Source organism: Gilliamella sp. LMG 34362, assembly GCF_984569125.1.
Window position 1 is genome coordinate 974664 of record NZ_OZ474902.1, and the last position, 22213, is coordinate 996876.

Annotated in this window: 18 protein-coding genes; 8 read left to right on the forward strand and 10 right to left on the reverse strand. The window is 36.2% G+C overall.

Translation table 11 applies throughout. The features are described from left to right. Positions 1-7: 7 nt before the first annotated feature. From infB to truB, 3 genes are all read left to right on the forward strand, one after another. Positions 8-2659: a translation initiation factor IF-2 gene (gene infB / locus AC5LWZ_RS04580; RefSeq protein WP_198246946.1), complete on the forward strand. Its 2652-nt coding sequence runs from the start codon at positions 8-10 to the stop codon at positions 2657-2659. Positions 2660-2725: 66 nt separating this feature from the next. Beyond that, on the forward strand, positions 2726-3103 hold the full coding sequence (gene rbfA, locus AC5LWZ_RS04585; protein ID WP_294882859.1) for a 30S ribosome-binding factor RbfA: 378 nt from the start codon (positions 2726-2728) through the stop codon (positions 3101-3103). Positions 3104-3168: 65 nt separating this feature from the next. Further along, entirely contained in the window at positions 3169-4071 is a 903-nt protein-coding gene (gene truB, locus AC5LWZ_RS04590; protein WP_493464050.1) for a tRNA pseudouridine(55) synthase TruB, read from the forward strand. Between the two features lie 29 nt (positions 4072-4100). Here truB and AC5LWZ_RS04595 read toward each other — a convergent pair whose 3' ends face one another. Continuing rightward, a complete protein-coding gene (locus tag AC5LWZ_RS04595) occupies positions 4101-5150 on the reverse strand; it encodes a LacI family DNA-binding transcriptional regulator (protein ID WP_198221883.1) in 1050 nt (349 codons plus the stop codon). 178 nt (positions 5151-5328) lie between these two features. Here AC5LWZ_RS04595 and AC5LWZ_RS04600 point away from each other — a divergent pair, with 178 nt between their 5' ends. The 3 genes from AC5LWZ_RS04600 to dnaB are packed head-to-tail and all read left to right on the forward strand — an operon-like array spanning position 5329 to position 8600. After that, on the forward strand, positions 5329-6348 hold the full coding sequence (locus AC5LWZ_RS04600; RefSeq protein ID WP_110448316.1) for an aspartate-semialdehyde dehydrogenase: 1020 nt from the start codon (positions 5329-5331) through the stop codon (positions 6346-6348). Then, on the forward strand, positions 6335-7126 hold the full coding sequence (gene truA / locus AC5LWZ_RS04605; protein WP_493464051.1) for a tRNA pseudouridine(38-40) synthase TruA: 792 nt from the start codon (positions 6335-6337) through the stop codon (positions 7124-7126). The genes AC5LWZ_RS04600 and truA overlap by 14 nt, the downstream gene beginning before the upstream one ends. Before the next feature lie 49 nt (positions 7127-7175). Beyond that, positions 7176-8600, forward strand: coding sequence for a replicative DNA helicase (gene dnaB / locus AC5LWZ_RS04610; protein WP_232350066.1), 1425 nt, complete (start codon positions 7176-7178; stop codon positions 8598-8600). Positions 8601-8659: 59 nt separating this feature from the next. Here the strand turns inward: dnaB and AC5LWZ_RS04615 are convergent, their stop codons facing one another. The 5 genes from AC5LWZ_RS04615 to AC5LWZ_RS04635 all read right to left on the reverse strand — a co-directional run bounded on the left by AC5LWZ_RS04615 (position 8660) and on the right by AC5LWZ_RS04635 (position 14626). Further along, a complete protein-coding gene (locus tag AC5LWZ_RS04615) occupies positions 8660-9496 on the reverse strand; it encodes a metal ABC transporter permease (RefSeq protein WP_493464052.1) in 837 nt (278 codons plus the stop codon). Further along, the gene (locus tag AC5LWZ_RS04620) at positions 9493-10359 is read right to left on the reverse strand and encodes a metal ABC transporter permease (protein WP_198199156.1); all 867 of its coding nucleotides are present in this window, start codon (positions 10357-10359) and stop codon (positions 9493-9495) included. The genes AC5LWZ_RS04615 and AC5LWZ_RS04620 overlap by 4 nt, the downstream gene beginning before the upstream one ends. Next, on the reverse strand, positions 10360-11256 hold the full coding sequence (locus tag AC5LWZ_RS04625; RefSeq protein WP_198199157.1) for a manganese/iron ABC transporter ATP-binding protein: 897 nt from the start codon (positions 11254-11256) through the stop codon (positions 10360-10362). Then, on the reverse strand, positions 11256-12134 hold the full coding sequence (locus AC5LWZ_RS04630) for a metal ABC transporter substrate-binding protein (protein WP_370547451.1): 879 nt from the start codon (positions 12132-12134) through the stop codon (positions 11256-11258). The genes AC5LWZ_RS04625 and AC5LWZ_RS04630 overlap by 1 nt, the downstream gene beginning before the upstream one ends. A 389-nt stretch (positions 12135-12523) precedes the next feature. After that, the gene (locus AC5LWZ_RS04635) at positions 12524-14626 is read right to left on the reverse strand and encodes an autotransporter outer membrane beta-barrel domain-containing protein (RefSeq protein ID WP_493464053.1); all 2103 of its coding nucleotides are present in this window, start codon (positions 14624-14626) and stop codon (positions 12524-12526) included. A 222-nt stretch (positions 14627-14848) separates the two neighbouring features. Here AC5LWZ_RS04635 and AC5LWZ_RS04640 point away from each other — a divergent pair, with 222 nt between their 5' ends. Together AC5LWZ_RS04640 and AC5LWZ_RS04645 are read left to right on the forward strand one after the other, a co-directional pair. Beyond that, positions 14849-15772, forward strand: a complete 924-nt coding sequence (locus tag AC5LWZ_RS04640; RefSeq protein WP_198221869.1) for an L-lactate dehydrogenase — start codon at positions 14849-14851, stop codon at positions 15770-15772. A gap of 514 nt (positions 15773-16286) precedes the next feature. Next, entirely contained in the window at positions 16287-16937 is a 651-nt protein-coding gene (locus tag AC5LWZ_RS04645; protein WP_493464054.1) for a DUF7424 family protein, read from the forward strand. A 95-nt stretch (positions 16938-17032) separates the two neighbouring features. Here the strand turns inward: AC5LWZ_RS04645 and AC5LWZ_RS04650 are convergent, their stop codons facing one another. The 4 genes from AC5LWZ_RS04650 to AC5LWZ_RS04665 form a co-directional block, all read right to left on the reverse strand. Then, positions 17033-17542: a CbrC family protein gene (locus tag AC5LWZ_RS04650; protein WP_493464055.1), complete on the reverse strand. Its 510-nt coding sequence runs from the start codon at positions 17540-17542 to the stop codon at positions 17033-17035. A 189-nt stretch (positions 17543-17731) separates the two neighbouring features. After that, positions 17732-19270: a threonine ammonia-lyase, biosynthetic gene (ilvA, locus tag AC5LWZ_RS04655; protein ID WP_258334371.1), complete on the reverse strand. Its 1539-nt coding sequence runs from the start codon at positions 19268-19270 to the stop codon at positions 17732-17734. A 1-nt stretch (position 19271) separates the two neighbouring features. Further along, positions 19272-21122 carry a dihydroxy-acid dehydratase gene (ilvD, locus tag AC5LWZ_RS04660; RefSeq protein WP_493464056.1) on the reverse strand — a complete coding sequence of 617 codons (1851 nt, stop codon included), beginning with the start codon at positions 21120-21122 and terminating at the stop codon, positions 19272-19274. A gap of 123 nt (positions 21123-21245) precedes the next feature. Then, a complete protein-coding gene (locus AC5LWZ_RS04665; protein WP_110448305.1) occupies positions 21246-22175 on the reverse strand; it encodes a branched-chain amino acid transaminase in 930 nt (309 codons plus the stop codon). Positions 22176-22213: the final 38 nt, after the last annotated feature.

Consider the following 22213-nt stretch of genomic DNA (forward strand, 5'->3'; position numbering starts at 1 on the left):
GTAATACATGACCAAAGTATCAATCGAAACACTGGCTCAAGAGATAAAAACTCCAGTGGAAACGCTTTTGCAACAGTTTGCTGATGCTGGTATTAAAAAAACTGCATCTGATTCTGTTACCCAAAAGGAAAAAGAAGCTTTGCTTGCGCATTTAAATCCTCAGCAAGGCCCAACAAAATTAACACTACAACGTAAAACACATTCAACATTGAATGTGTCAAGTGGCGGTGGTAAAAGCAAAGAAATTAAAGTTGAAGTTCGTAAAAAACGAACTATTGTTAAACAAGATCCAGCTGAATTAGAAAAAGCACGTCTTGAAGCAGAACAAAAAGCGCAACAAGAAGCTGAGTTAAAAGCGCGTAAAGAAGCCGAAGAAAAGGCAAAATTAGCTGCTGAAGAACAAAAGAAACGTGAAGAAGCAGAAGCTAAAAAGCGTAGTCAAGAACAAAAGGCTAAAGCAGCTCAAGAACAAGCAGCTGATCCAAAAGTGAAAAAAGCACAAGAAGAAAAAGCACGTTTAGAAGCTGAAGCTAACGAAATTAAACGTAAAGCTGAAGAAGAAAACCGCCGTAAACTTGAAGAAGAAGCCAAACGTATGGCGGAAGAAGCGCGTAAACTTGCTGAACAATATAACGAAACAGAAGAAACCAATAATAACAGTGATGATGAAGATTATCACGTAACTACTTCTAAATATGCTCGTGCTGCTGAAGATGATACCGATCGTGAAGTCGAAGGCGGTCGAGGTCGTGGTCGTGGTACTAAACAGACTAAGCAGAAAAAAGCCAGCAAATTATCTGAAGGTAAAGCTGAACGTGAAGAAGCTCGAGCTGTAACTCGTGGTAACCACAAGAAAAAAGGCAAAAGTACTTTACAACAAGGCTTTAACAAACCAGTTCAGGCTGTTAACCGAGATGTGGTTATTGGTGAAACCATTACTGTTGCCGAGCTAGCCAACAAAATGGCTGTAAAAGGCTCAGAAGTTATCAAAACCATGATGAAAATGGGTGCAATGGCAACTATTAATCAGGTTATTGACCAAGAAACAGCACAATTGGTTGCTGAAGAAATGGGACACAAAGTGGTACTTCGTCGTGAAAACGAACTTGAAGAATCACTAATGAGCGACCGTGATACAGGTGCAGAAAAAGTTTCACGTGCTCCAGTTGTGACTATCATGGGACACGTTGACCATGGTAAAACATCTCTTCTTGACTATATTCGTAAAGCGAAAGTTGCTTCAGGTGAAGCCGGTGGTATTACTCAGCATATTGGTGCTTACCATGTTAAAACCTCAAGTGGCGAAATCACTTTCTTAGATACCCCAGGCCATGCTGCATTTACTTCAATGCGTGCTCGTGGTGCTAAAGCAACTGATATCGTGGTATTAGTTGTTGCAGCAGATGATGGTGTTATGCCACAAACCATTGAAGCGATTCAACATGCTAAAGCCGCTAATGTACCAATTGTCGTTGCGGTTAACAAAATTGATAAACCTGAAGCCGATCCAGATCGTGTTAAAGGCGAACTAGCTCAATATGGCGTTATGTCAGAAGATTGGGGTGGAGATACTCAATTCGTTCATGTTTCAGCAAAAGCGGGAACGGGTATTGACCAATTATTAGAAGCGATTCTGTTACAAGCGGAAGTTCTTGAGCTTACTGCTTATGAAACGGGTATGGCTAGTGGTGTGGTTATTGAATCATTCCTTGATAAAGGTCGTGGTTCAGTGGCAACTGTGCTGGTTCAATCAGGTACTTTACGTAAAGGCGATATTGTACTGTGTGGTTTCGAATATGGCCGTATTCGTGCGATGCGTAACGAATTAGGTAAAGAAGTTACTGAAGCTGGTCCTTCAATTCCGGTAGAGATTTTAGGTCTTTCTGGTGTACCGTCAGCAGGTGATGAAGCGACAGTTGTTCGTGATGAAAAGAAAGCTCGTGAAGTAGCCCTATATCGTCAAGGTAAATTCCGTGATGTTAAACTAGCTCGTCAACAGAAAGCTAAACTTGAAAACATGTTTACTAACATGACTGAAGGTGATGTATCTGAACTTAATATCGTCCTTAAAGCTGACGTACAAGGTTCCGTTGAAGCAATTTCTGATTCATTACTTAAACTATCTACTGATGAAGTTAAAGTTAAAATCATTGGTTCAGGTGTAGGTGGTATTACTGAAACTGACGCATCACTTGCTGCAGCATCTAATGCGATCATTTTAGGCTTCAACGTTCGTGCTGATGCATCTGCGCGTAAAGTTGTAGAGGCTGAAAACTTAGACTTACGTTATTATTCAGTTATTTATGACCTTATTGATGAAGTTAAACAAGCAATGAGCGGTATGCTTGCTCCAGAATATAAGCAAGAAATTATTGGCCTTGCCGAAGTACGTGATGTGTTTAAATCACCTAAATTTGGTGCAATTGCTGGTTGTATGGTTACTGAAGGCGTAGTTAAGCGTCATAATCCAATTCGTGTATTACGTGATAACGTGGTTATCTATGAAGGCGAACTTGAATCACTACGTCGCTTCAAAGATGATGTTAACGAAGTTCGTAATGGTATGGAATGTGGTATTGGTGTTCGTAACTACAACGATGTTCGTGTTGGTGATAATATCGAAGTCTTTGAAACTGTCGAAATCAAACGTACTATTTAATTAATACGTTAACATGTTATAAGCAAGGTTTTAGCCTTGCTTATTCACATTTTAAGGAAAATAGATATGGCAAAAGCATTTAATCGATCATCTCGAGTTGGACATGAATTACAAAAAGAGATTGCGATTATTTTACAGCGTGAAATCAAAGATCCACGCTTAGGCATGGTGACTGTTTCTGGTGTAGATATTTCACGTGATCTCTCTTATGCCAAAGTATTTGTCACTTTTTTAAATGATGATGATCCACAAATTATTGAACAAGGATTGAATGTCTTAAATGATGCAAAAGGGTATATTCGAACGTTGATCGGTAAAGCTATGCGTTTACGAATTATTCCTGAAATTAAATTCTTTTATGACGAATCGCTTGTCAAAGGTATGCAGATGTCTAGTTTAGTCTCTGATGTGATTAAGCAAGACAACGAACGTCATAAAGATTAATAATTAAAAGCACTCAATTTTTGTAAAAATATTGAGGAGTGTTATCCGTTTCAATTTAAATATCTATGATGAATATAAAAAAAATTCGCCGTGATGTTCACGGCGTTTTGTTATTAGACAAACCACAAGGCATGACATCAAATGATGCCTTACAAAAAGTGAAAAGACTATTTAATGCTAAAAAGGCTGGTCATACTGGTGCTCTCGATCCTTTAGCAACAGGAATGTTACCGATTTGTTTTGGCGAAGCAACTAAATTTTCACAATACTTATTAGATTCTGACAAGCGTTATCGAGTAATTGCTAAATTGGGTGAGCGGACAGACACATCTGATGCTGATGGGCAAATAATCTGTACCAAACCCGTTGATGTTACTCAACTTCAAATTGAGCAAGCATTAACTCATTTTCGTGGTAATATTTTACAAGTTCCCACCATGTTTTCGGCTTTAAAATATCAAGGTAAGCCGCTTTATGAATATGCTCGTCAAGGTATTGTCATTGAACGGGAAGCCAGACCGATCACGGTTTACGAAAACCAGTTTATTCAATATGATTCGATTAAAAAGGAGTTAACGTTAGAGATCCATTGTTCAAAAGGGACTTATATCCGTACTATCATTGATGATTTAGGTGAATTACTCGGTTGTGGAGCCCATGTGATTTATTTAAGACGTTTACAAGTGTCAAATTATCCAATCGATAAAATGATTGGCTTGGATGAGTTAGAAAATATTACTGATAAAACACAATTACTCATGCCGGTAGATAGTCCATTACAAGATAGTCCGAAAGTGCAATTGAATGATAGCCAAGCTGGCGATATCTTATTAGGTAGAACTATCAAATTAGCTGACAGTGTAGCAGTAGAAACTTTAGTTAGAATTTATCAAGATCAGCAATTTATTGGTGCCGGTATACAACTGTTGGATAAATTGTCACCTAAAAGATTGATTTCAACTTCCTAACTTTTTAACTACCTTTTATTAACAGATATTTAGTTGATAAAAAAAGCTTCTGTTTCGATAATATGGCATCGTGCTAACGATGTCATATTTTGTTTAAGTAAATCACAAAGTAAGTGTACTGATTTATTGCCCATCTCATAGAGTGGTTTGTTAATTCTATTCAATTTATCCAAGTCATTATATTGATATTCATTGCTATGGCTAATATAAGCAATTGACAGCGATTTTAACAGATTTGATTGGCCTTTATTGACTTGATGTAAGGCACCAAATAGAGAACGATAACAAGATAAATAATTTTGTGCATGATAACTATCTGAATCGAAAAAAGATAAACTGCTTAAATCTTCAAAAATAATAGCTGTTGGTGGTTTATTACTATTTAATAAGGTTTTAATTGCATCTCGACCATGTTCATAAGTTAAACAGCCTTGAATGATATAGTCAGAATCAATTGATAAATTATGTCGTTGTAAGGATTGTTGATAACCTTGTAGGAAAAACGATGAGTTGATGCTTTTATCGCTATTAACAAAAATAGCGATCCGTTGGTTGCCTTTTTTAATTAATTGTTGCGTTGTTTTAAAACCAATTGTGAGATGATCAAAATAGACACAAGAAAAATTATGTTTAAAATGATTCACAAATACCATTGGCGGTAGTGATTTTTTATAACTATACAGATGGTCTAAATAAGGTGCTTGATTAATTATTAAAATACCAATAAAGCGATTTTGAGTAATGTACTGAATCAAATGATAAATATCACTGTCGTCTTGGTAAGAAAATTGTAAATAGCAAAATTGTAATTTAACTTCATATAAAGCTTGTTCAATACCAAAATTGATTAAACTTTTTGAAATAAGTTGGTTATCAATAATTAGTATTCTATTACTGGAATGATCTAGTTGGTAATCTTTCAAGTTTTCTGACAGATCAACATTTAAAGCTTTCATGGCTTGATAAACAATAGATTGAGTTCGTGACGATGTCATATTAGGAGTTCTTAGTACTCTAGATACAGATGCTACTGAAACCTTAGCTTTTTTCGCAATCGCTGATAATGTGATTTTTGCCATAATTCTTACTGCAATCGAATAACAGATAAAATCACTTTAACGAAGAACAGCGAAATTGTAATTAGCTAATATCTATTTTTTCGAGCAATATTCCAAAGTTAGAAAACATCTTTTTTGCAAAATCTTTGGCAATATAGTGGTATAATTACAGCTATATTTTTTAATTTGGGTTTAATATATGACTGCATGGAATATAGCTATTGTTGGTGCAACAGGGCAAGTAGGCTCTGCGTTGGTTGAGTTATTGCAAGAACATAGCTTACCAAAAAAAAGTTTTGAAATTGATAATCTTTACCTAGTTGGTAGTGATAACAGCGCTGGCGAAGTGGTGCGTTTTGCTGGTAAAAATTTAACGGTTATTGATAGTGAGCAGATGGATTGGAGTCAATGTCATTTTGCTTTTTTTGTTGCCGGCAGTAAAACCAGTGAAAAATATGCTCAAACAGCAGCGCAAGCAGGCTGTATCGTTATTGATGCTAGTGGTTTTTTTGCTGATCAGGATCATATTCCATTAATTGTACCGAAAGTAAATGACAGTGTACTCACCGAATATCGCAATGAAAACATTATAGCTGTTGCTAGCCCTACCGTTTCACAATTACTACGCTGTGTTGCTTCGCTAACCGATATTCAGTTATTGACTAATTTACATTTAAGTAGTTTTATTCCTTCTTCATTATATGGCAAACCAGGTGTTGACGAACTTGCTGGGCAAAGTGCTCGGTTACTAAATGGTATGCCTGTTGATAATCAACTGTTTGACAATCAACTTGCTTTTAATTTGTTACCTGTTTCTCATGAGTCTGACCACTTAAGTTTAGGTGAACACTCACAAATTAATCAAATTCGTAAAGTGATAAGCAATTATGATTTACCTATCTCTATTGAATCAGTTATTGTTCCCGTATTTTATGGATTGGCCCAAGCAGTTAATGTTTCAAGCAGTTTACCAATTGAATTAGATATGGCCCGTTTTGGTGAATTTGGCGTTGAAGTAAAAAGTGAAGATTTACCAACACCGGTAACCGAAGTAAATACTGATGCTGAAAGTAATCTGACGATCAAACTTGCTAATTTACGACACAGTTATGGTAATTATGAGCAAATTCAATTTTGGTCAGTGGCGGATAATGTCCGTTATTTAGGTGGTTTAATGTTAATCGAGACGTTAGAGATCTTAATTAATGACTACCTGTAAGATTGCCTTAGGTATTGAATATGATGGTAGCGGTTATTTTGGTTGGCAACGTCAACAACATGTTGATTCAGTACAACAAAGATTAGAATCAGCCTTGTCAGTAATTGCTAATGAACCTATCGCGGTATTTTGCGCTGGGAGAACTGATGCCGGAGTTCATGCAACAGGGCAAGTAATTCATTTTGAAACCACTGCTCAGCGTGCTGAAGGAGCATGGACAATGGGAGTCAATTCACATCTTCCTGACAATATCGCTGTACGCTGGGCAAAAAGTGTTGATGATAGTTTTCATGCTAGATTTAGCGCAACAGCTCGCCGTTATCGATATATTATTTATAATCATCGTTATCGTCCGGCTATTTTAGCTAAAGGTGTGTCACATTATTATCTGCCATTAAATGAACAACTCATGCATCAAGCAGCACAATATTTATTAGGTGAAAACGACTTTTCATCATTTAGAGCTGCGCAATGTCAGTCACGGACTCCATGGCGTAATATTCACCATATTGAAGTTACAAGACAGAGTGAATATGTTGTTGTCGATATTAAAGCTAATGCTTTTGTTCACCATATGGTGCGTAATATTGTTGGCAGTTTGTTGGAAGTTGGTGCAGGTAACCAATCACCACAATGGATCGAAGCTTTATTAGCGGCAAAAGATCGTACCCAAGCAGCAGCAACGGCAAAACCTGAAGGATTATATTTGGTTCAGGTGGATTATCCATTAGAATATCAAATTCCTAATTGCGCTTTAGGTCCATTATTTATACAGTAAGCGAATTAGTTATAGGTTAAATTAATTTAAAAACACAAAGATGAATGCAATGAAAAATGATGAAACAAGTTCGAATAAAGAACTCAAAAATCAAGACGCAAAAAAATCAAAACTGCAAAATATAAAGTTGCCTCCTCACTCTATCGAGGCAGAACAAGCTGTGCTTGGTAGCCTAATGTTGGATAATCAACGTTGGGATGTTGTCGCAGAAATGATTACTGACCGCGATTTTTATTCTCGTCATCATCAATTAATATTTTCAGAAATGCATACCTTAGTCAGTCGTGGTACTCCGATTGATTTAATAACACTTTCCGAAAGTTTAGAAAGTAAGGATTTGCTGATCGATGTTGGTGGATTTGCCTATTTAGCTGAACTTTCTAAAAATACCCCTAGTGCGATTAATGTGGTTGCATATACCGATATTATTCGTCAACAAGCTATATTGCGTGAACTGATTAGTGCTTCAAATGAAATAGCCGACAACTGTTACTCAACTGAAGGTCGAGATAGTACGGAAATTTTAGATTTAGCTGAAAGCAAAATTTTCCAAATTGCCGAAAGTCGTACCAAGCAAGGTGAAGGGCCTAAAAATATTACCGATGTGCTTGAAGCTACGGTAGCAAAAATTGAAGAACTATTCCAACGCCCACATGATGGAGTGACTGGCGTATCGACAGGCTTCCTTGACCTAGACAAGAAAACCGCAGGTTTACAACGTTCAGATTTAATTATTATCGCGGCTCGTCCATCAATGGGTAAAACCACCTTTGCTATGAACCTTTGTGAAAATGCCGCCATGATGCAAGAAAAACCGGTTCTTATTTTTAGTCTTGAGATGCCATCAGAGCAAATTATGATGCGTATGTTAGCATCGCTATCACGTGTCGACCAAACTCGTATTCGTACAGGTCAACTACAAGATGATGACTGGGCTAGAATATCGAGCACTATGGGCTTACTCCTTGAGAAGAAAAATATCTATATCGATGACTCATCAGGATTAACACCTATGGAATTGCGTTCACGAGCACGACGAATCTATCGTGAACATAAAGGATTAAGTATGATCATGGTCGATTATTTACAGCTTATGCGTGTACCTAATATTTCTGAAAACCGAACACTTGAGATCGCTGAAATTTCACGCTCATTAAAAGCATTAGCAAAAGAATTGCAAATCCCAGTGGTTGCACTTTCTCAGCTTAACCGTAGCTTAGAGCAACGTGCCGATAAACGACCTGTTAACTCTGACTTACGTGAATCAGGATCTATTGAACAAGATGCTGACGTGATTATGTTTATCTATCGTGATGAAGTCTATAATGAAGCTTCGGAACATAAAGGTATTGCCGAAATCATTTTAGGTAAACAGCGTAATGGCCCAATAGGTAAAGTGAGATTAAAATTCCAAGGTCAATTTTCAAGATTTGATAATTATGCTGATGCCAGTAAATATTTAGATGATGAATAATAAAATCAACTAAATAACTAGTGTAAATGTGAAAAAATATAACATTTACACTAGAACAATTAACGCTTTATCTTATGGTTAGCATAGACTCGATAAAACTGAGCAACAATAAAGATAAACGCCTGTAAAATCACAATACAAGCACTGGTAGATGCATCTAAATGAAAACTGATTAATGTGCCAGTTACTGTCGAAAAAACCGATACAATCACGGCAATTATTAGCATTTTCTCAAATCGTTTGGTTAATAAAAATGCAGTGATACCAGGTGCAATTAGCATTGCAATAACCAATATAACACCCGCGGCTTTTAGTGATCCAACAATGGTTAATGCTAAAATACTTAATAAACCGTAATGCAATAATTTAACAGGCAAACCTACCACTTTGGCTTGTACGGCATCAAAGCAGTACAACATTAAATCACGGCGCTTAACAATCACTATAACCGAAACAATGCCCGCAATAGCAATAATCTGTATTAATTCTTGATAACTAGTACCTAATACGCTACCAAATAGAATATGGTTTAAATGTTGGGATGTTTCAACTTTAGAAAATAGCACCAAGCCAAAAGCAAACATTCCCGAAAAAACAATACCCATCACGGTATCTTCTTTAATTCTACTGTTTTCCTTAATATAACCGGTGGCGACAGAACAAAATAATCCTGAAGTAAACGCACCTATTATTAGGGGGATTCCAATTAAATAAGCGAGTACAATACCAGGTAATACTGCATGAGAAATAGCATCCCCCATTAATGACCAGCCTTTTAATACTAAAAAGCACGATAGCAAAGCACAAACAATCCCCGTAGCTAAGGCAGCCAGAATAGCACGTTGAACAAAAGGAATTGTTAGGGGATGATAAATCAGCTCCCATAACATAGTCATACCACTCCCCCTTTAATGCGTCTTGCTTGTCTAATTCGACGACGGTTGGAAATCAATCCTTGTCTTGGCGCAAAGAAGAAAGCAGTCAAAAAGATTAAGGTTTGTAGTGTCACAATCACGCCACCGGTTTCGCCATTTAAAAAATAACTTATCCAAGCGCCAATTGCACTAGTTGATGCACCAATAACCACAGAAATAATTAATAACCTTGTAAATCTATCAGTGAGTAAGTAAGCGGTTGCGCCTGGCGTTACCACCATCGCAATGACTAATATTGCCCCCACAGTTTGCAGAGCTGCAACCGTACAAGCACTTAAAATAGTGAAAAATAGAATCTTTAATGGTAATGGTTTTAAACCAATAGAGCGTGCATGTGTTTCATCAAAAAACACCACTAACAGATCTTTCCAGAATAAGAATAACAAAATAAACGAAACCAGAATGATGATTTGCACTTGTCTCATATCACTATCATCAATTCCCAAAATATTCCCAAAAATAATGGTTTGAGCATTAATTGAGGTTGGATTTAATGAGATGATTAAAAGGCCAATAGCAAAAAAGGTGGAAAAGATAAAACCTATAATTGCATCTTCTTTTAAACGGGTAAAAGCACGGACAATGATTATTGATAAAGCTGCCAACAAGCCTGTAAAAAACGCCCCAACCGAATAAGGGTAGCCGATCGCATAGGCACCAGCTACACCAGGTACTACAGAGTGGGAAAGGGCATCACCCATTAAAGACCAGCCTTTTAACATCAAAAACGCTGATAAAAATGCACAAGCGGCGCCAACTATACTACTTACCCAAATTGCTTTTAACATAAAGCCATAGGTAAAAGGTTCCAGAAGTAATTCCATTTAGTTTTGCCCTTTAGGTTCAATTATCGTTGGTTCGACTAATAAATCTTGATGAGGTGAACTATCACTACCTTCACCGTAAAATACAGCAGCACGTTCATCATCAGTTAAAATCGACATCTTGCGAGGATCTTCATCCTCATGCAATTGTTCACCTGACAAGCTTAAATAACGTAATGCACCACCAAAAGTAGTCATCAAATTTTGTGGTGTAAAGGTGGTTTTTGTTTCGCCAAAAGCCAATACGGTTTGGTTAATTAACACCACTTGATCACAAAATTCAGGTACGCTACCTAAATTATGAGTAGAAACCAAAATTAAATGGCCTTCATCACGAAGATCTTTAAGCAGATCGATAATAGCATTTTCTGTTTTAACATCGACGCCGGTAAATGGCTCGTCTAACAACAATACCTTACCTTGCTGAGCCAAAGCTCTTGCTAAAAAAACACGTTTTTTTTGACCACCAGAAAGTTGACCAATCTGGCGATGTTTAAAATCTAACATATTGACCCGTTCTAGCGCTAAATCGACTTGTCTTTTGTCCTCTTTACTTGGTATTCGCAAAAAAGACATGTGACCATAGCGTCCCATCATCACCACATCAGAAACTAAAACCGGAAAATCCCAATCGACTTCCTCTGTTTGTGGAACATAGGCAATAATATTTTGCTTCAATGCTTGTTTTACCGAAATATTATTAAAAGTCACTTGTCCTTTAGTTGGTTTTATCATTCCCATAATGCTTTTAAATAGTGTTGATTTACCACTACCATTAACGCCAACCAGCGCACAGATTGTGCCACCATTTAAACGAAAGCTTGCATCATGAATTGCGGTGTGACCGTTATTATAAGTCACGGTAATATCATCAACATTTAAGCAAATTTGAGTCATTATTTTTCAAATCCTTTAGCGATTGTTTCAACAGTCACTTTTAATAAATCGATATAAGTTGGTACTGGGCCATCTTGAGTTGAAAGTGAATCAACATATAGCACACCACCGTATTTAGCACCGGTTTCTTTACTGACTTGTTTTGCAGGTTTATCTGAAATGGTGCTTTCACTAAATAAGACAGGGATATTATTCGCTCGAACTAAGTCAATAAGATTCTTAACTTGTTTGGGAGTACCTTGTTGTTCCGCATTAATTGGCCATAAGTAAGCTTCTTTAAGATTATAATCACGAGCTAAATAACTGAATGCCCCTTCACTGGTGACTAACCAACGTTGTGATTCTGGAATTTTAGCTAAACGCTCACGAAGTGGGGCATCTAGCGCTTTAATTTTAGCTACATAATCTGCGGCATTCTTATTATAAATTTCGGCATTTTTAGGATCATATTTAACAAAAGCGGCTCGAATATTTTCAATATAGATTAAAGCTAAGGTTGGTGACATCCAAGCATGTGGATTTGGGTTACCTTTATAACTGCCTTCTTGAATTGGCATAGGATCGATTCCTTCTGTAACTACAACTGAAGGTACATCTTTAATATCCTCAAAAAAACGTTTAAACCAAAGTTCCAAATTTAAACCATTCCAAAGCACCAAATCGGCAGAGAGAGCTTTAGTAATATCTTTTGGGGTAGGATCGTATTCATGAATTTCGGCTCCTACCTTGGTAATGGATTCAACAATTGCAGCATCACCTGCAACGTTTTGGGCAATATCTTGAATGACGGTAAATGTGGTAACCACTTTAAATTTCTTTTCATCAGCCGATGCTGAATTAGCTAAGCCAGTTAAAACTAACAATGATGTTAATATCATATTTAATAACGTTTTGCGGCTTTTAAAAAAATTAAATTTCATTAGCGAATCCTTATTAATACTACTTGCTCAAGCTAGATCGAAATACAAAAATAAGTTATAGATAAAACTAATCAGAAATGAATGAAATCCTTCTCTAGATAAATTATTAATAACAAAATCATAACATTTAAATGTTAATGAGAATTATTATCATTTAATTAATGAAAGTCAAATTATTTTTTATAACTAATTCTATTAATGTTAAATAAAGATACAAAAAAAGCGTAGATAGATACATCTATTAGATTGATAGCTAATGTAGTGTTAAACTTAATAATAATTGAAAAAATCACACGCTTAATTAATCAGCGTGTGATTGATATGTCAGATTTAAATAAAGTCATGCATTAGAACGAATAGCGGTAACCACCATTAACTTGTAATAAATCGAATTTATTCCCTGGTGAGCTTTCTAAATCTAAATAAATATTATGATTTTGATTTATTTGAGCGTTTATACCAACGCCATTATTCCACCAATTGCCTTTAAATGAATGGCTTTCTTTATGGTTATTTAGTTTATAGTAAGTATCACCATCAAACTCTCTTACAATACCGGTTTTAGCATAGAGATTGATGCTATTTTTATCTGATTTATATTCATAACCAAATAGAGCTGATGCTCGGCCTAGTAATGAATTATAATTGCCTAATTTAACATTAAGGCCATTAGAAGCATTAATCGTAGTACCATTTTGATGACTATATGATAACTGTGTTTGTGGTTCGATATAGAAATCATTAATTTTAAATTTCTGACCTAATTCCATTGATACACCAACTCCATTGGAATGTCCTGAACCTTGCACACGATTATTCGCTGTATCTCTAACTTTAAATTGATTTTTTAGACGGTCATATTTGGCAACACCATCAATATAAAAGCCACTATTATCTAAATAAGTTGCATATAGACCGGTGTTAAATGAACGCAGTGAACCATCACCTTTACGATAATTTGGGTCACCATAAGTTTGTCCAACAAAAGCACCAATGACAAATGGTGAATTTTCAGATAGTTGTTTATCTGCCCCAAATTGGAAACCATGATAGCGCATATCAAATTTGCTTAATTTGCCACCAGAAAATGAATCTAATTTACCGGTGAAACCACGTAACCAAACATCACCAAATTCACCACTAGTTCGCATATCACCTAAACGTTTTAAAAGGGTTTGAGTTTCAACATAACTCATCAAATAGTTAGCATTAAGAAAACTAACACTCGCCATAGCCGATGAGGTAATCGGTTGTCCTGTGAGGACATAATCTTTCCCTTCTTTATTTAAACTATATTGATAACCACCGAGTTCTACATCATGATTAGTTTTAAATTCTGCTGTATTTGTCGCATTCTCATCGATTTCAACTAGAGTTAACTTTTCATTACCAGTAGTTTTTGCAGAACCATTATTAATTAGGTTAATCGTATGGGTTCCTTCAGCTGAAACTGTTCGATTGGTATCAGATGATTTTGAGATAATAATTTTGTCGCTTTGTTGAGCGGCAATATCGGTACGTAAATTAAACGTCGAAGCTCCTTTTAAATTTTCGATAACGAGCTCACCAAAGTAGTCATCATTATCATTCTCAATATTAGTAAATATTATATTTCCTTGTCCTGATAATTCAGTTAAATAAGAATCGTAACCATCAAGTTCCCAAGAAGAGCCTTTGGCTAGATTCATTTTTATAATTCCTGTGGTATCTTGATTAGGCTCGTCAGGATCATCAGGGTCTCCAAATGCTGAAACTTCCCCGACAATTTTAGAGCCCGCAGCTAAATCTAGAATTACCTTACCACCAAACTCAGCCCATATATCGCCTTTTATAATGGATTTATTTTTGATTTCTAATAATGCACCGCTATTAATAAAAAGATTACCATTGATATAAGATTCACCATTTAATGTCACATTTGAACCAGTTCCTGATAGAAAAATAGCATCAATATCACTATCTATATGTGTTTCATCATTAAATGTTATACTACTTCCTCCCATAATAAAAATAGTCTCATCATCTTCGCTACTTTTAGATCTTAAATTTGCTTTTCCATTAACAGTCAAGTTGACATTTTTATCTAATAAAGAAATAGCATTCATTTTCTCGCCGTTCATTTCAATGTTAAGATCTCCATTAAATACAACAAATGATTCTCCTATCGGAGACCACGGTGAAAATGCGCTAATACCTGAAATGTTAAACTTATCATCAAGATTGTGTAAATCATCTCTGGACATAATTATGCTAACATCTTTTTCAAAAACAGTATTACTTCCAGAAGTTATATTTATTGCCGATGTAACATTATCTCTAAAACTCTCGAAATTATGTGTTTCCGGAATATTTACTTCATCAGTAAAAGTTTGTGTACCTTGTAAATTCAAAGCGTTAACCGTTAATGGCATAACTAGGGATAATAATGTAATTAATTTTTTCTTTTTCATCTCTTTTCTCTTTCTTTTCCTTATATATTCACAAACAGCCTAACAGAATAAAATAGGTTACTCAAATTAGTAATTGTTATTATCGAATAATTATTATTAAAAACGATTTATATCAACTATTTGCTGCTCCTTGCTTATTAATGGTAAAGGTATATGATAGTGAAGTAATCAACGATATTTATACAACTTAAAAATCAGTAATTTAAAAAGGTGGATTTAAATATGAAACTGCGTAAAGTAATGGTTATTGGTGTAGGTAATGTTGGTTCAACTACCGCTTATACATTGGTCAATCGTGGCTTTTGTGAAGAAATTGCACTGGTTGATCTTAATAAGGATTTAGCTTACGGTCATGGGCAAGATCTATTAGACGCCGCAGCATATCGACAAAATATGATTAAAGTCAGTTTGCGTGAATCGACGGACTGTGCCGATATTGATATTGCAGTCATTACTGTTACCTCCGGATTAGCGCAAAAAAGCAGGGCTGAAGAACTTGTAGGTACGTCTAAAATTATGGCTAATCTTATTCCTAGTATGATGAAAAGTGGCTTTAAAGGGATATTTTTAATTGCTACTAATCCGTGTGATGCGATTACTTATCAAGTGTGGAAGTTATCTGGTTTACCTCGTCATAGAGTTATTGGTACTGGTGTTTGGCTTGATACCGTGCGTTTACGACGACTATTAGGAGAACAGATGGATATTGGTCCACAAAGTATTGATGCATTTATTGTTGGCGAGCATGGTGATTCCCAATTTCCAGTTTGGTCACACTCATCGGTTTATGGTATCAATCTCAACGATTTAGAAAGTAAAAACATCGATTTTAATGATATTGGGCTAAAAGCAAAAAACAAAGGCTTTGAAATAGCCAAATATAAGCATTGTACTGAATATGGTATAGCTAGTACTATTGCAGAGATCTGCCAACATATTTTTACCAATAGTCACCGAGCATTAGCTCTTAGTTGTGTATTAGATGGTGAGTATGGTTATAAAGATTTGGCAATAGGCGTACCGGCAATTTTAGATCAACATGGTATTAAAAAAGTTATCGAACTTAATTTTAATGACAACGAAAAAAAATTATTCACTAATAGTGTCAATATAGTGAAAGGATATATTGATCATATTAGTTTCTAATTGTTAAAAAATTTGATTATAGGGGCGTTTTCATACTTATTATCAGCTATTGATTACGCCCAATGTTATCTCAATACAAATTATCTAATTAAGCTCTCAAATGAAATATTCAGTATATGATTTAGATTTTTTATCGTTGTTAAGGCAATTGATGTTTTCCATTTAAAATTTCATAATCTCTATTGGATTGATCAATCGTATTAACTAAATCCTTAGTAGATAATCTTTATTGTTACATTCTAATTTTCATTATTTCAATGGGATCAACTGAAGTTGGTGGATAGTTTTGAATGGCATATTTTTCAGTTAATAATATTATTTTTATAACTATCATATAATTAAAAACTATTTACACAATTGCTACTATACAAAGTGGTTATTTGCCGATTTGATTGGAATCATTATTATGTAATATATCGTTATATATCTTAGTTATAATCTTAACTTTAATTATTACTAATTAAATCTAATTCAATAACCTTAATGAGATTGTTTTAATAAAAGGAAGTAATACATGAAAAAAGTACTTATCTCTTTAATGTCAGTGGTGTTATTAACTGGCTGTAAAGTCGAATTAACTCCAACGGTAAATTTAAGTGATATAAACAGCGATACAGCGAAAACTATTTCATCAAAATTAATTGTAGAAGTGACAGCATGTGCTGATTATAAAGATTCTCGTAATGAATCATCTAGCTTAATCCAAGCTAAAAAGGGGATAACAGAAGTATTTGGTGATGCCAAATATATTGAATGTTATAGAGAAAAAATGGATTCAAAAGCATTATTTGAAATTCCTATCACTGTTGGTGGTAAAGAGTTAACTGGTGATATACAATTAGCTAATGCTGATTTTGGTGGAGGTCTGGTGGTAAAAATGTCACCAAACTTAAAAACTAAAATTGACAAAGTCAGTAAGTCAGGAATGTCTAAAATACAGCCATCAGTAACAATAACACTTAAAAATGATACTAGCGAAAATGTTGATATTGTTGCTCATGCATCATATCTAAATGGTAAGCCCATGACTGTATCGACTTACACTCTGTTATCTGGAAAAGAAAGCACATTCAAATTATCTGATGTTTCTGTGTCATCTGCATTTGATAATGGTGTATCAATTATTTATGAAGATTTAAGCAATAGAATGAAATTAGAAAAATAAGAACCTAACTAAATAAAAAACCCTCGCATGAGGGTTTTTTATTCTATAAATGCTAATTAAATTAGTTTACCAAATTCATCTATTAATAAATGAAATTAATTTAAATCAATATGTAATCGCTTTTTTGAACAATGAAGACATTCAAATAAATATCCAATCATATCCCCATCTTTGGATAAATTGGCTTTAATAAAATCTGCAGAAAGTTCCTGTTGTTCTATATCTTCAATAAGCTCATCCCAAAAAGGTAATATCTCTTTTGCACCAACATAAGCTAAAAAAGCACATGGTTCATTACAATGTGATAGCCATACTTGTTGTTGCCAAGATATATAACTTGGTGTTCTATATAACACTTCATCAAGTTTATCCTTAGGTATAACTTCGACGCCAATATAATCATTGAATGAACCAGCAAATTTTTCCGCTGCTAGGCCATTAGCTATGCACCATGGGCAAATATATTCTGGTTCTTCATCACTATAAAAATCTGCTGAATATTTAAGATGGCGTAATTGATTACAGACCGAACACTTCCCTTCTTCATGAATAAATATATCAAGTTCGTAGGCATTAGGATGATATTTAAAGGTTGGGCGACACATAATTAATTTCCTATATTAAATGACTTAGTGCATATCACATAATAATCGAAAGATAATTATTGGCAAAAAAATGTGAGGAACGGCGTTTTTGAGTCTATTTAATTGCCAAAAATTATCATTATTAATTAAAAAATTATGCTATTTATTAGGCAGAAAAAGTGCCCCTAATTTATTTTAGGGGCGGTTGAATTATTCATTGGTTAAGAATAATTTAAGTGATGGATTTTCAGTTTCATTATTAAAACCATAATCCAACTCGGTTAAATGTTTTGCAAAGGTTGTATGGCTAGCTTTATCTATTTCAAAAGCAGCTAGTACTCGGCCATAATCGGTACCGTGACTGCGATAATGGAACATTGATATATTCCAATTAGTACCTAGCGTTTGTAAAAACTTAAGCAATGCACCTTGTGATTCAGGAAACTCAAAACTGTAAACTTGTTCGTTAAGAGGTTGGCATGGTTTACCACCAATCATATAACGAACATGTAGTTTGGCCATTTCGTCATCAGTGAGATCGACAACTTGATAACCAGCTGCGCTGAGTTCTTGCATGATTTCGTCTTTTTCATTGCTTCGAGCAATTTTAACGCCAACAAAAACGCAAGCCGATTTATCGTCATGATAGCGGTAGTTGAATTCTGTGACTGCTCGTCCACCTAATAATTGGCAAAATTTTAAAAAGCTACCCTTTTGTTCAGGTATAGTTACCGCTAAGAGTACTTCACGTTTTTCACCTAATTCACAACGTTCAGATACATATCGTAGATTATGGAAGTTTAAGTTAGCGCCAGATAAAATATGGGCTAAATTTTCACTACAGATGTTATTTTGTTCGACATACTTTTTAAGACCAGCTAATGCTACTGCACCCGATGGTTCTGCAATGGCACGTACATCATCAAATAGATCTTTAACTGCCGCACAGATTTCATCGCTATCAACAGTAATGATATCGTCAATATATTGCTGACAGAGTCTAAATGTTTCATCACCAATTCGTTTAACTGCAACACCTTCAGCAAATAAACCAACGCGATCAAGATCGACTGGATGTCCTGCCACTAAAGCCGCTTTCAAGCAGGCAGCATCTTCAGGTTCAACCGCAATCACTTTGATTGATGGCATGATTTGCTTAATTAATACGGCAATACCAGCAGCGAGTCCACCACCACCGACGGGCACAAAAATGCGGTCAAGCTTGGCATTTTGTTGTAGCAGTTCCATAGCTATACTGCCTTGACCTGCGATAACTAGTGGATGATCAAAAGGTGGAATAAATATCCGATTTTGTTGCTTAGCCAATTCCATTGCTTTGGCTTTAGCTTCGTCAAAATTGGCTCCATAGAGTAGTACTTCACCACCAAAGCCTTTTACGGCTTCGACTTTGATATCAGCTGTATTTAATGGCATTACAATTAACGATTTAATCCCTAATTTAGTTGCTGAAAATGCAACGCCTTGGGCATGATTACCGGCTGATGCGGCAACTACGCCGCATTTACGTTCTTCGGGGGTTAAGCTGGCTATCATGGCTTGAGCGCCACGAATTTTGAAACTGTGGACTAATTGACGATCTTCCCGTTTAACAAAAATTTGATTTTTTAAACGAGTGGATATTTTTTCCATATGTTCCAGTGGCGTCACTTGGGCGACATCATACACGGCACTGCATAGTGTAGCTTTTAAATAATCAGCGCCGGTTAGTTTGTTAGCTTGTTGATTCACATTAACCACCTAATTTGCTTTTATCACGTACCGCACCTTTGTCTGCACTAGTTGCTAAGCTAGCATAAGCTTTTAATGCATATGAGACATAACGGTCACGATTATGAGGAGTAAAGGCTTTATCACCACGAGCAAGTTCTGCGACACGGCGACGTTCTAATTCATCTTCTGGTACGATGAGCTCTAATTTACGATTTGGGATGTCGATATCGATAATATCACCGTCACGCACAAGACCAATCACCCCACCATTAGCGGCTTCTGGTGAAATGTGACCAATAGATAATCCAGATGAACCACCAGAAAAACGGCCATCAGTGATTAATGCACAGGCTTTACCAAGTCCCATTGATTTTAAGTAACTTGTCGGATAAAGCATTTCTTGCATACCCGGCCCACCTTTTGGTCCTTCGTAGACAATTACTACCACATCGCCTGCCTCTACTTTGCCACCTAAAATTGCATCAACGGCATCTTCTTGGCTTTCATAAACTTTGGCCGGACCACGGAAAACTAGGTTTTCGGCAGCAACACTAGCGGTTTTTACAATAGCGCCATCTTGGGCGACGTTACCATAAAGGGTTGCTAATCCACCATCTTGACTATAAGCATGTGCCTTATCACGAATACAGCCATTTTCACGATCATCATCTAAGCTATCCCAATAACAATCTTGAGAGAAGGCCTTGGTGGTGCGAATGCCTGCTGGACCACTGCGATACATTTTTTTAACGGCTTCGTCAGTTGTTTGCGTAATATCATATTTGGCAAAGGTTTCTTGTAAACTTAAACCAAGTACGTTATGTACGTTACGGTTTAGTAATCCTGCTTTGTCCAATTCAGACATGATAGAGACCACACCACCAGCACGGTGGACATCTTCCATATGATAAATTGCGGTACTTGGTGCAACTTTACATAAATGAGGAACTTTACGTGATAATCTGTCGATGTCTGACATAGTAAAGTCTATTTCACCTTCTTGCGCTGTGGCAAGTAAATGTAATACGGTATTTGTTGAGCCACCCATGGCGATATCAAGAGACATAGCATTTTCATAAGCAGCTTTAGTTGCAATTGATCGAGGTAAATAAGCTACATCATCATGTTCGTAATACTGTTTGGTTATTTCAACAATGCGCTTAGCCGCATTTAAGAAAAGTTGTTCACGCTGTTTGTGGGTGGCAACCAGTGAGCCATTACCCGGTAAAGAGAGACCTAATGCTTCGGTTAAACAGTTCATTGAGTTAGCAGTAAACATCCCAGAGCATGATCCACAAGTCGGGCAGGCAGATTGTTCAATTGCCTCGCTGTCGGCATCGCTAACATTGGGGTTAGCACTTTGGATCATAGCATCAACTAAGTCGAGTTTGATGATTTGATCTGACAGTTTAGTTTTACCAGCTTCCATTGGACCGCCAGAGACGAACACAGTTGGAATGTTTAAACGCAGTGACGCCATTAACATCCCTGGGGTAATTTTGTCACAGTTTGAGATACAGATCATAGCATCAGCACAGTGTGCATTAACCATATATTCAACTGAATCGGCAATGAGTTCTCGAGATGGTAAGGAATAAAGCATACCACCATGGCCCATAGCGATACCATCATCAACAGCAATAGTGTTAAACTCTTTGGCAATACCACCACAAGCTTCAATTTCTTTTGCCACTAGTTGACCAATATCTTTTAAGTGGACATGGCCAGGTACGAATTGTGTGAATGAATTAACCACTGCAATGATGGGTTTACCAAAGTCTTCATTTTTTACGCCTGTTGCACGCCATAAGGCGCGGGCGCCTGCCATGTTGCGACCTTCAACTGAGGTTGCTGAACGATATTTAGGCATTTGTTGCTCCCAATTTTTCCTAATGCAAGTGACCGATTTCTATCGGTACATTTTTGAGTTCTTAATAAATAGTAAAATGATGACACCGCCGAATTAATCTTAATCGGCGGCTCTTATTAATGCTTATTTAATTAGATCTAACCAACCATATTTATCTTCAGTTTTGCCATTGAATAATCCGAAGAATGTCTGTTGGATTTGTTTAGTGATTGGGCCACAACGACCAATACCAACTTGAATACGGTCAACACTTCGTACTGGTGTGATTTCGGCAGCAGTACCGGTCATAAACACTTCGTCAGCAAGATATAGTGATTCACGAGACAGAGTCTGTTCACGTACTTCAATGCCTAGATCACGTGCAAGAGTAATGATCGCATCACGAGTGATCCCTGGAAGGGCAGATGATGATAGTAATGGGGTAAATAATATACCGTCTTTAACGATGAATAGGTTTTCACCTGAGCCTTCCGAAAGCTGACCGTTAACGTCTAATGCAATCCCTTCTTGGAAGCCATTAGCACGAGCTTCAGATCCGATAAGTAGTGAAGATAAGTAGTTACCACCAGCTTTTGCTGCTGCTGGAATGGTATTTGGAGCAAAACGGTTCCATGATGATACCATTGCATCAATACCTTGTTCTAAGGCGTCTTCACCAAGGTAGGCTCCCCATGGGAAAGCGGCAATCATAACATCTGTTTGATAACCTGCTGGTGGAATAACCCCCATACCAACATCGCCAATAAATGCTAATGGACGAATGTATGCGCTTTTTAAGTTGTTTTTCTTAATTACTTGACGTGTTGCTTCCATGATCTCTTCAAGTGAATAAGGAACAGGAAAACGATAAATTTTAGCTGAATTTAATAGGCGCTGCGCATGCTCTTTATGACGAAAAATTGCTGGCCCCTTGTTAGTTTCATAACAACGGACACCTTCAAATACTGAAGTACCATAATGCAGAGCATGTGACATTACGTGAATTTTCGCATCTGCCCATGGAACCATTTCGCCATTGAACCAAATATAATCAGATTTTGCTGTAGTACCCATTTTTTGTTTTCCTCTTAAATTTACTTTTGTTAAGCATG

What these genes read in the sequence shown, in the direction of transcription:
- ilvD (WP_493464056.1), bottom strand. Translation starts at nt 21,122, where the DNA reads ATGCCTAAATATCGTTCAGCAACCTCAGTTGAAGGTCGCAACATGGCA.
- AC5LWZ_RS04650 (WP_493464055.1), bottom strand. Translation starts at nt 17,542, where the DNA reads ATGTGTCGCCCAACCTTTAAATATCATCCTAATGCCTACGAACTTGAT.
- truB (WP_493464050.1), top strand. Translation starts at nt 3,169, where the DNA reads ATGATGAATATAAAAAAAATTCGCCGTGATGTTCACGGCGTTTTGTTA.
- AC5LWZ_RS04645 (WP_493464054.1), top strand. Translation starts at nt 16,287, where the DNA reads ATGAAAAAAGTACTTATCTCTTTAATGTCAGTGGTGTTATTAACTGGC.
- AC5LWZ_RS04625 (WP_198199157.1), bottom strand. Translation starts at nt 11,256, where the DNA reads ATGACTCAAATTTGCTTAAATGTTGATGATATTACCGTGACTTATAAT.
- infB (WP_198246946.1), top strand. Translation starts at nt 8, where the DNA reads ATGACCAAAGTATCAATCGAAACACTGGCTCAAGAGATAAAAACTCCA.
- AC5LWZ_RS04620 (WP_198199156.1), bottom strand. Translation starts at nt 10,359, where the DNA reads ATGGAATTACTTCTGGAACCTTTTACCTATGGCTTTATGTTAAAAGCA.
- AC5LWZ_RS04665 (WP_110448305.1), bottom strand. Translation starts at nt 22,175, where the DNA reads ATGGGTACTACAGCAAAATCTGATTATATTTGGTTCAATGGCGAAATG.
- AC5LWZ_RS04630 (WP_370547451.1), bottom strand. Translation starts at nt 12,134, where the DNA reads ATGATATTAACATCATTGTTAGTTTTAACTGGCTTAGCTAATTCAGCA.
- AC5LWZ_RS04600 (WP_110448316.1), top strand. Translation starts at nt 5,329, where the DNA reads ATGACTGCATGGAATATAGCTATTGTTGGTGCAACAGGGCAAGTAGGC.
- AC5LWZ_RS04635 (WP_493464053.1), bottom strand. Translation starts at nt 14,626, where the DNA reads ATGAAAAAGAAAAAATTAATTACATTATTATCCCTAGTTATGCCATTA.
- truA (WP_493464051.1), top strand. Translation starts at nt 6,335, where the DNA reads ATGACTACCTGTAAGATTGCCTTAGGTATTGAATATGATGGTAGCGGT.
- AC5LWZ_RS04595 (WP_198221883.1), bottom strand. Translation starts at nt 5,150, where the DNA reads ATGGCAAAAATCACATTATCAGCGATTGCGAAAAAAGCTAAGGTTTCA.
- dnaB (WP_232350066.1), top strand. Translation starts at nt 7,176, where the DNA reads ATGAAAAATGATGAAACAAGTTCGAATAAAGAACTCAAAAATCAAGAC.
- AC5LWZ_RS04615 (WP_493464052.1), bottom strand. Translation starts at nt 9,496, where the DNA reads ATGACTATGTTATGGGAGCTGATTTATCATCCCCTAACAATTCCTTTT.
- AC5LWZ_RS04640 (WP_198221869.1), top strand. Translation starts at nt 14,849, where the DNA reads ATGAAACTGCGTAAAGTAATGGTTATTGGTGTAGGTAATGTTGGTTCA.
- rbfA (WP_294882859.1), top strand. Translation starts at nt 2,726, where the DNA reads ATGGCAAAAGCATTTAATCGATCATCTCGAGTTGGACATGAATTACAA.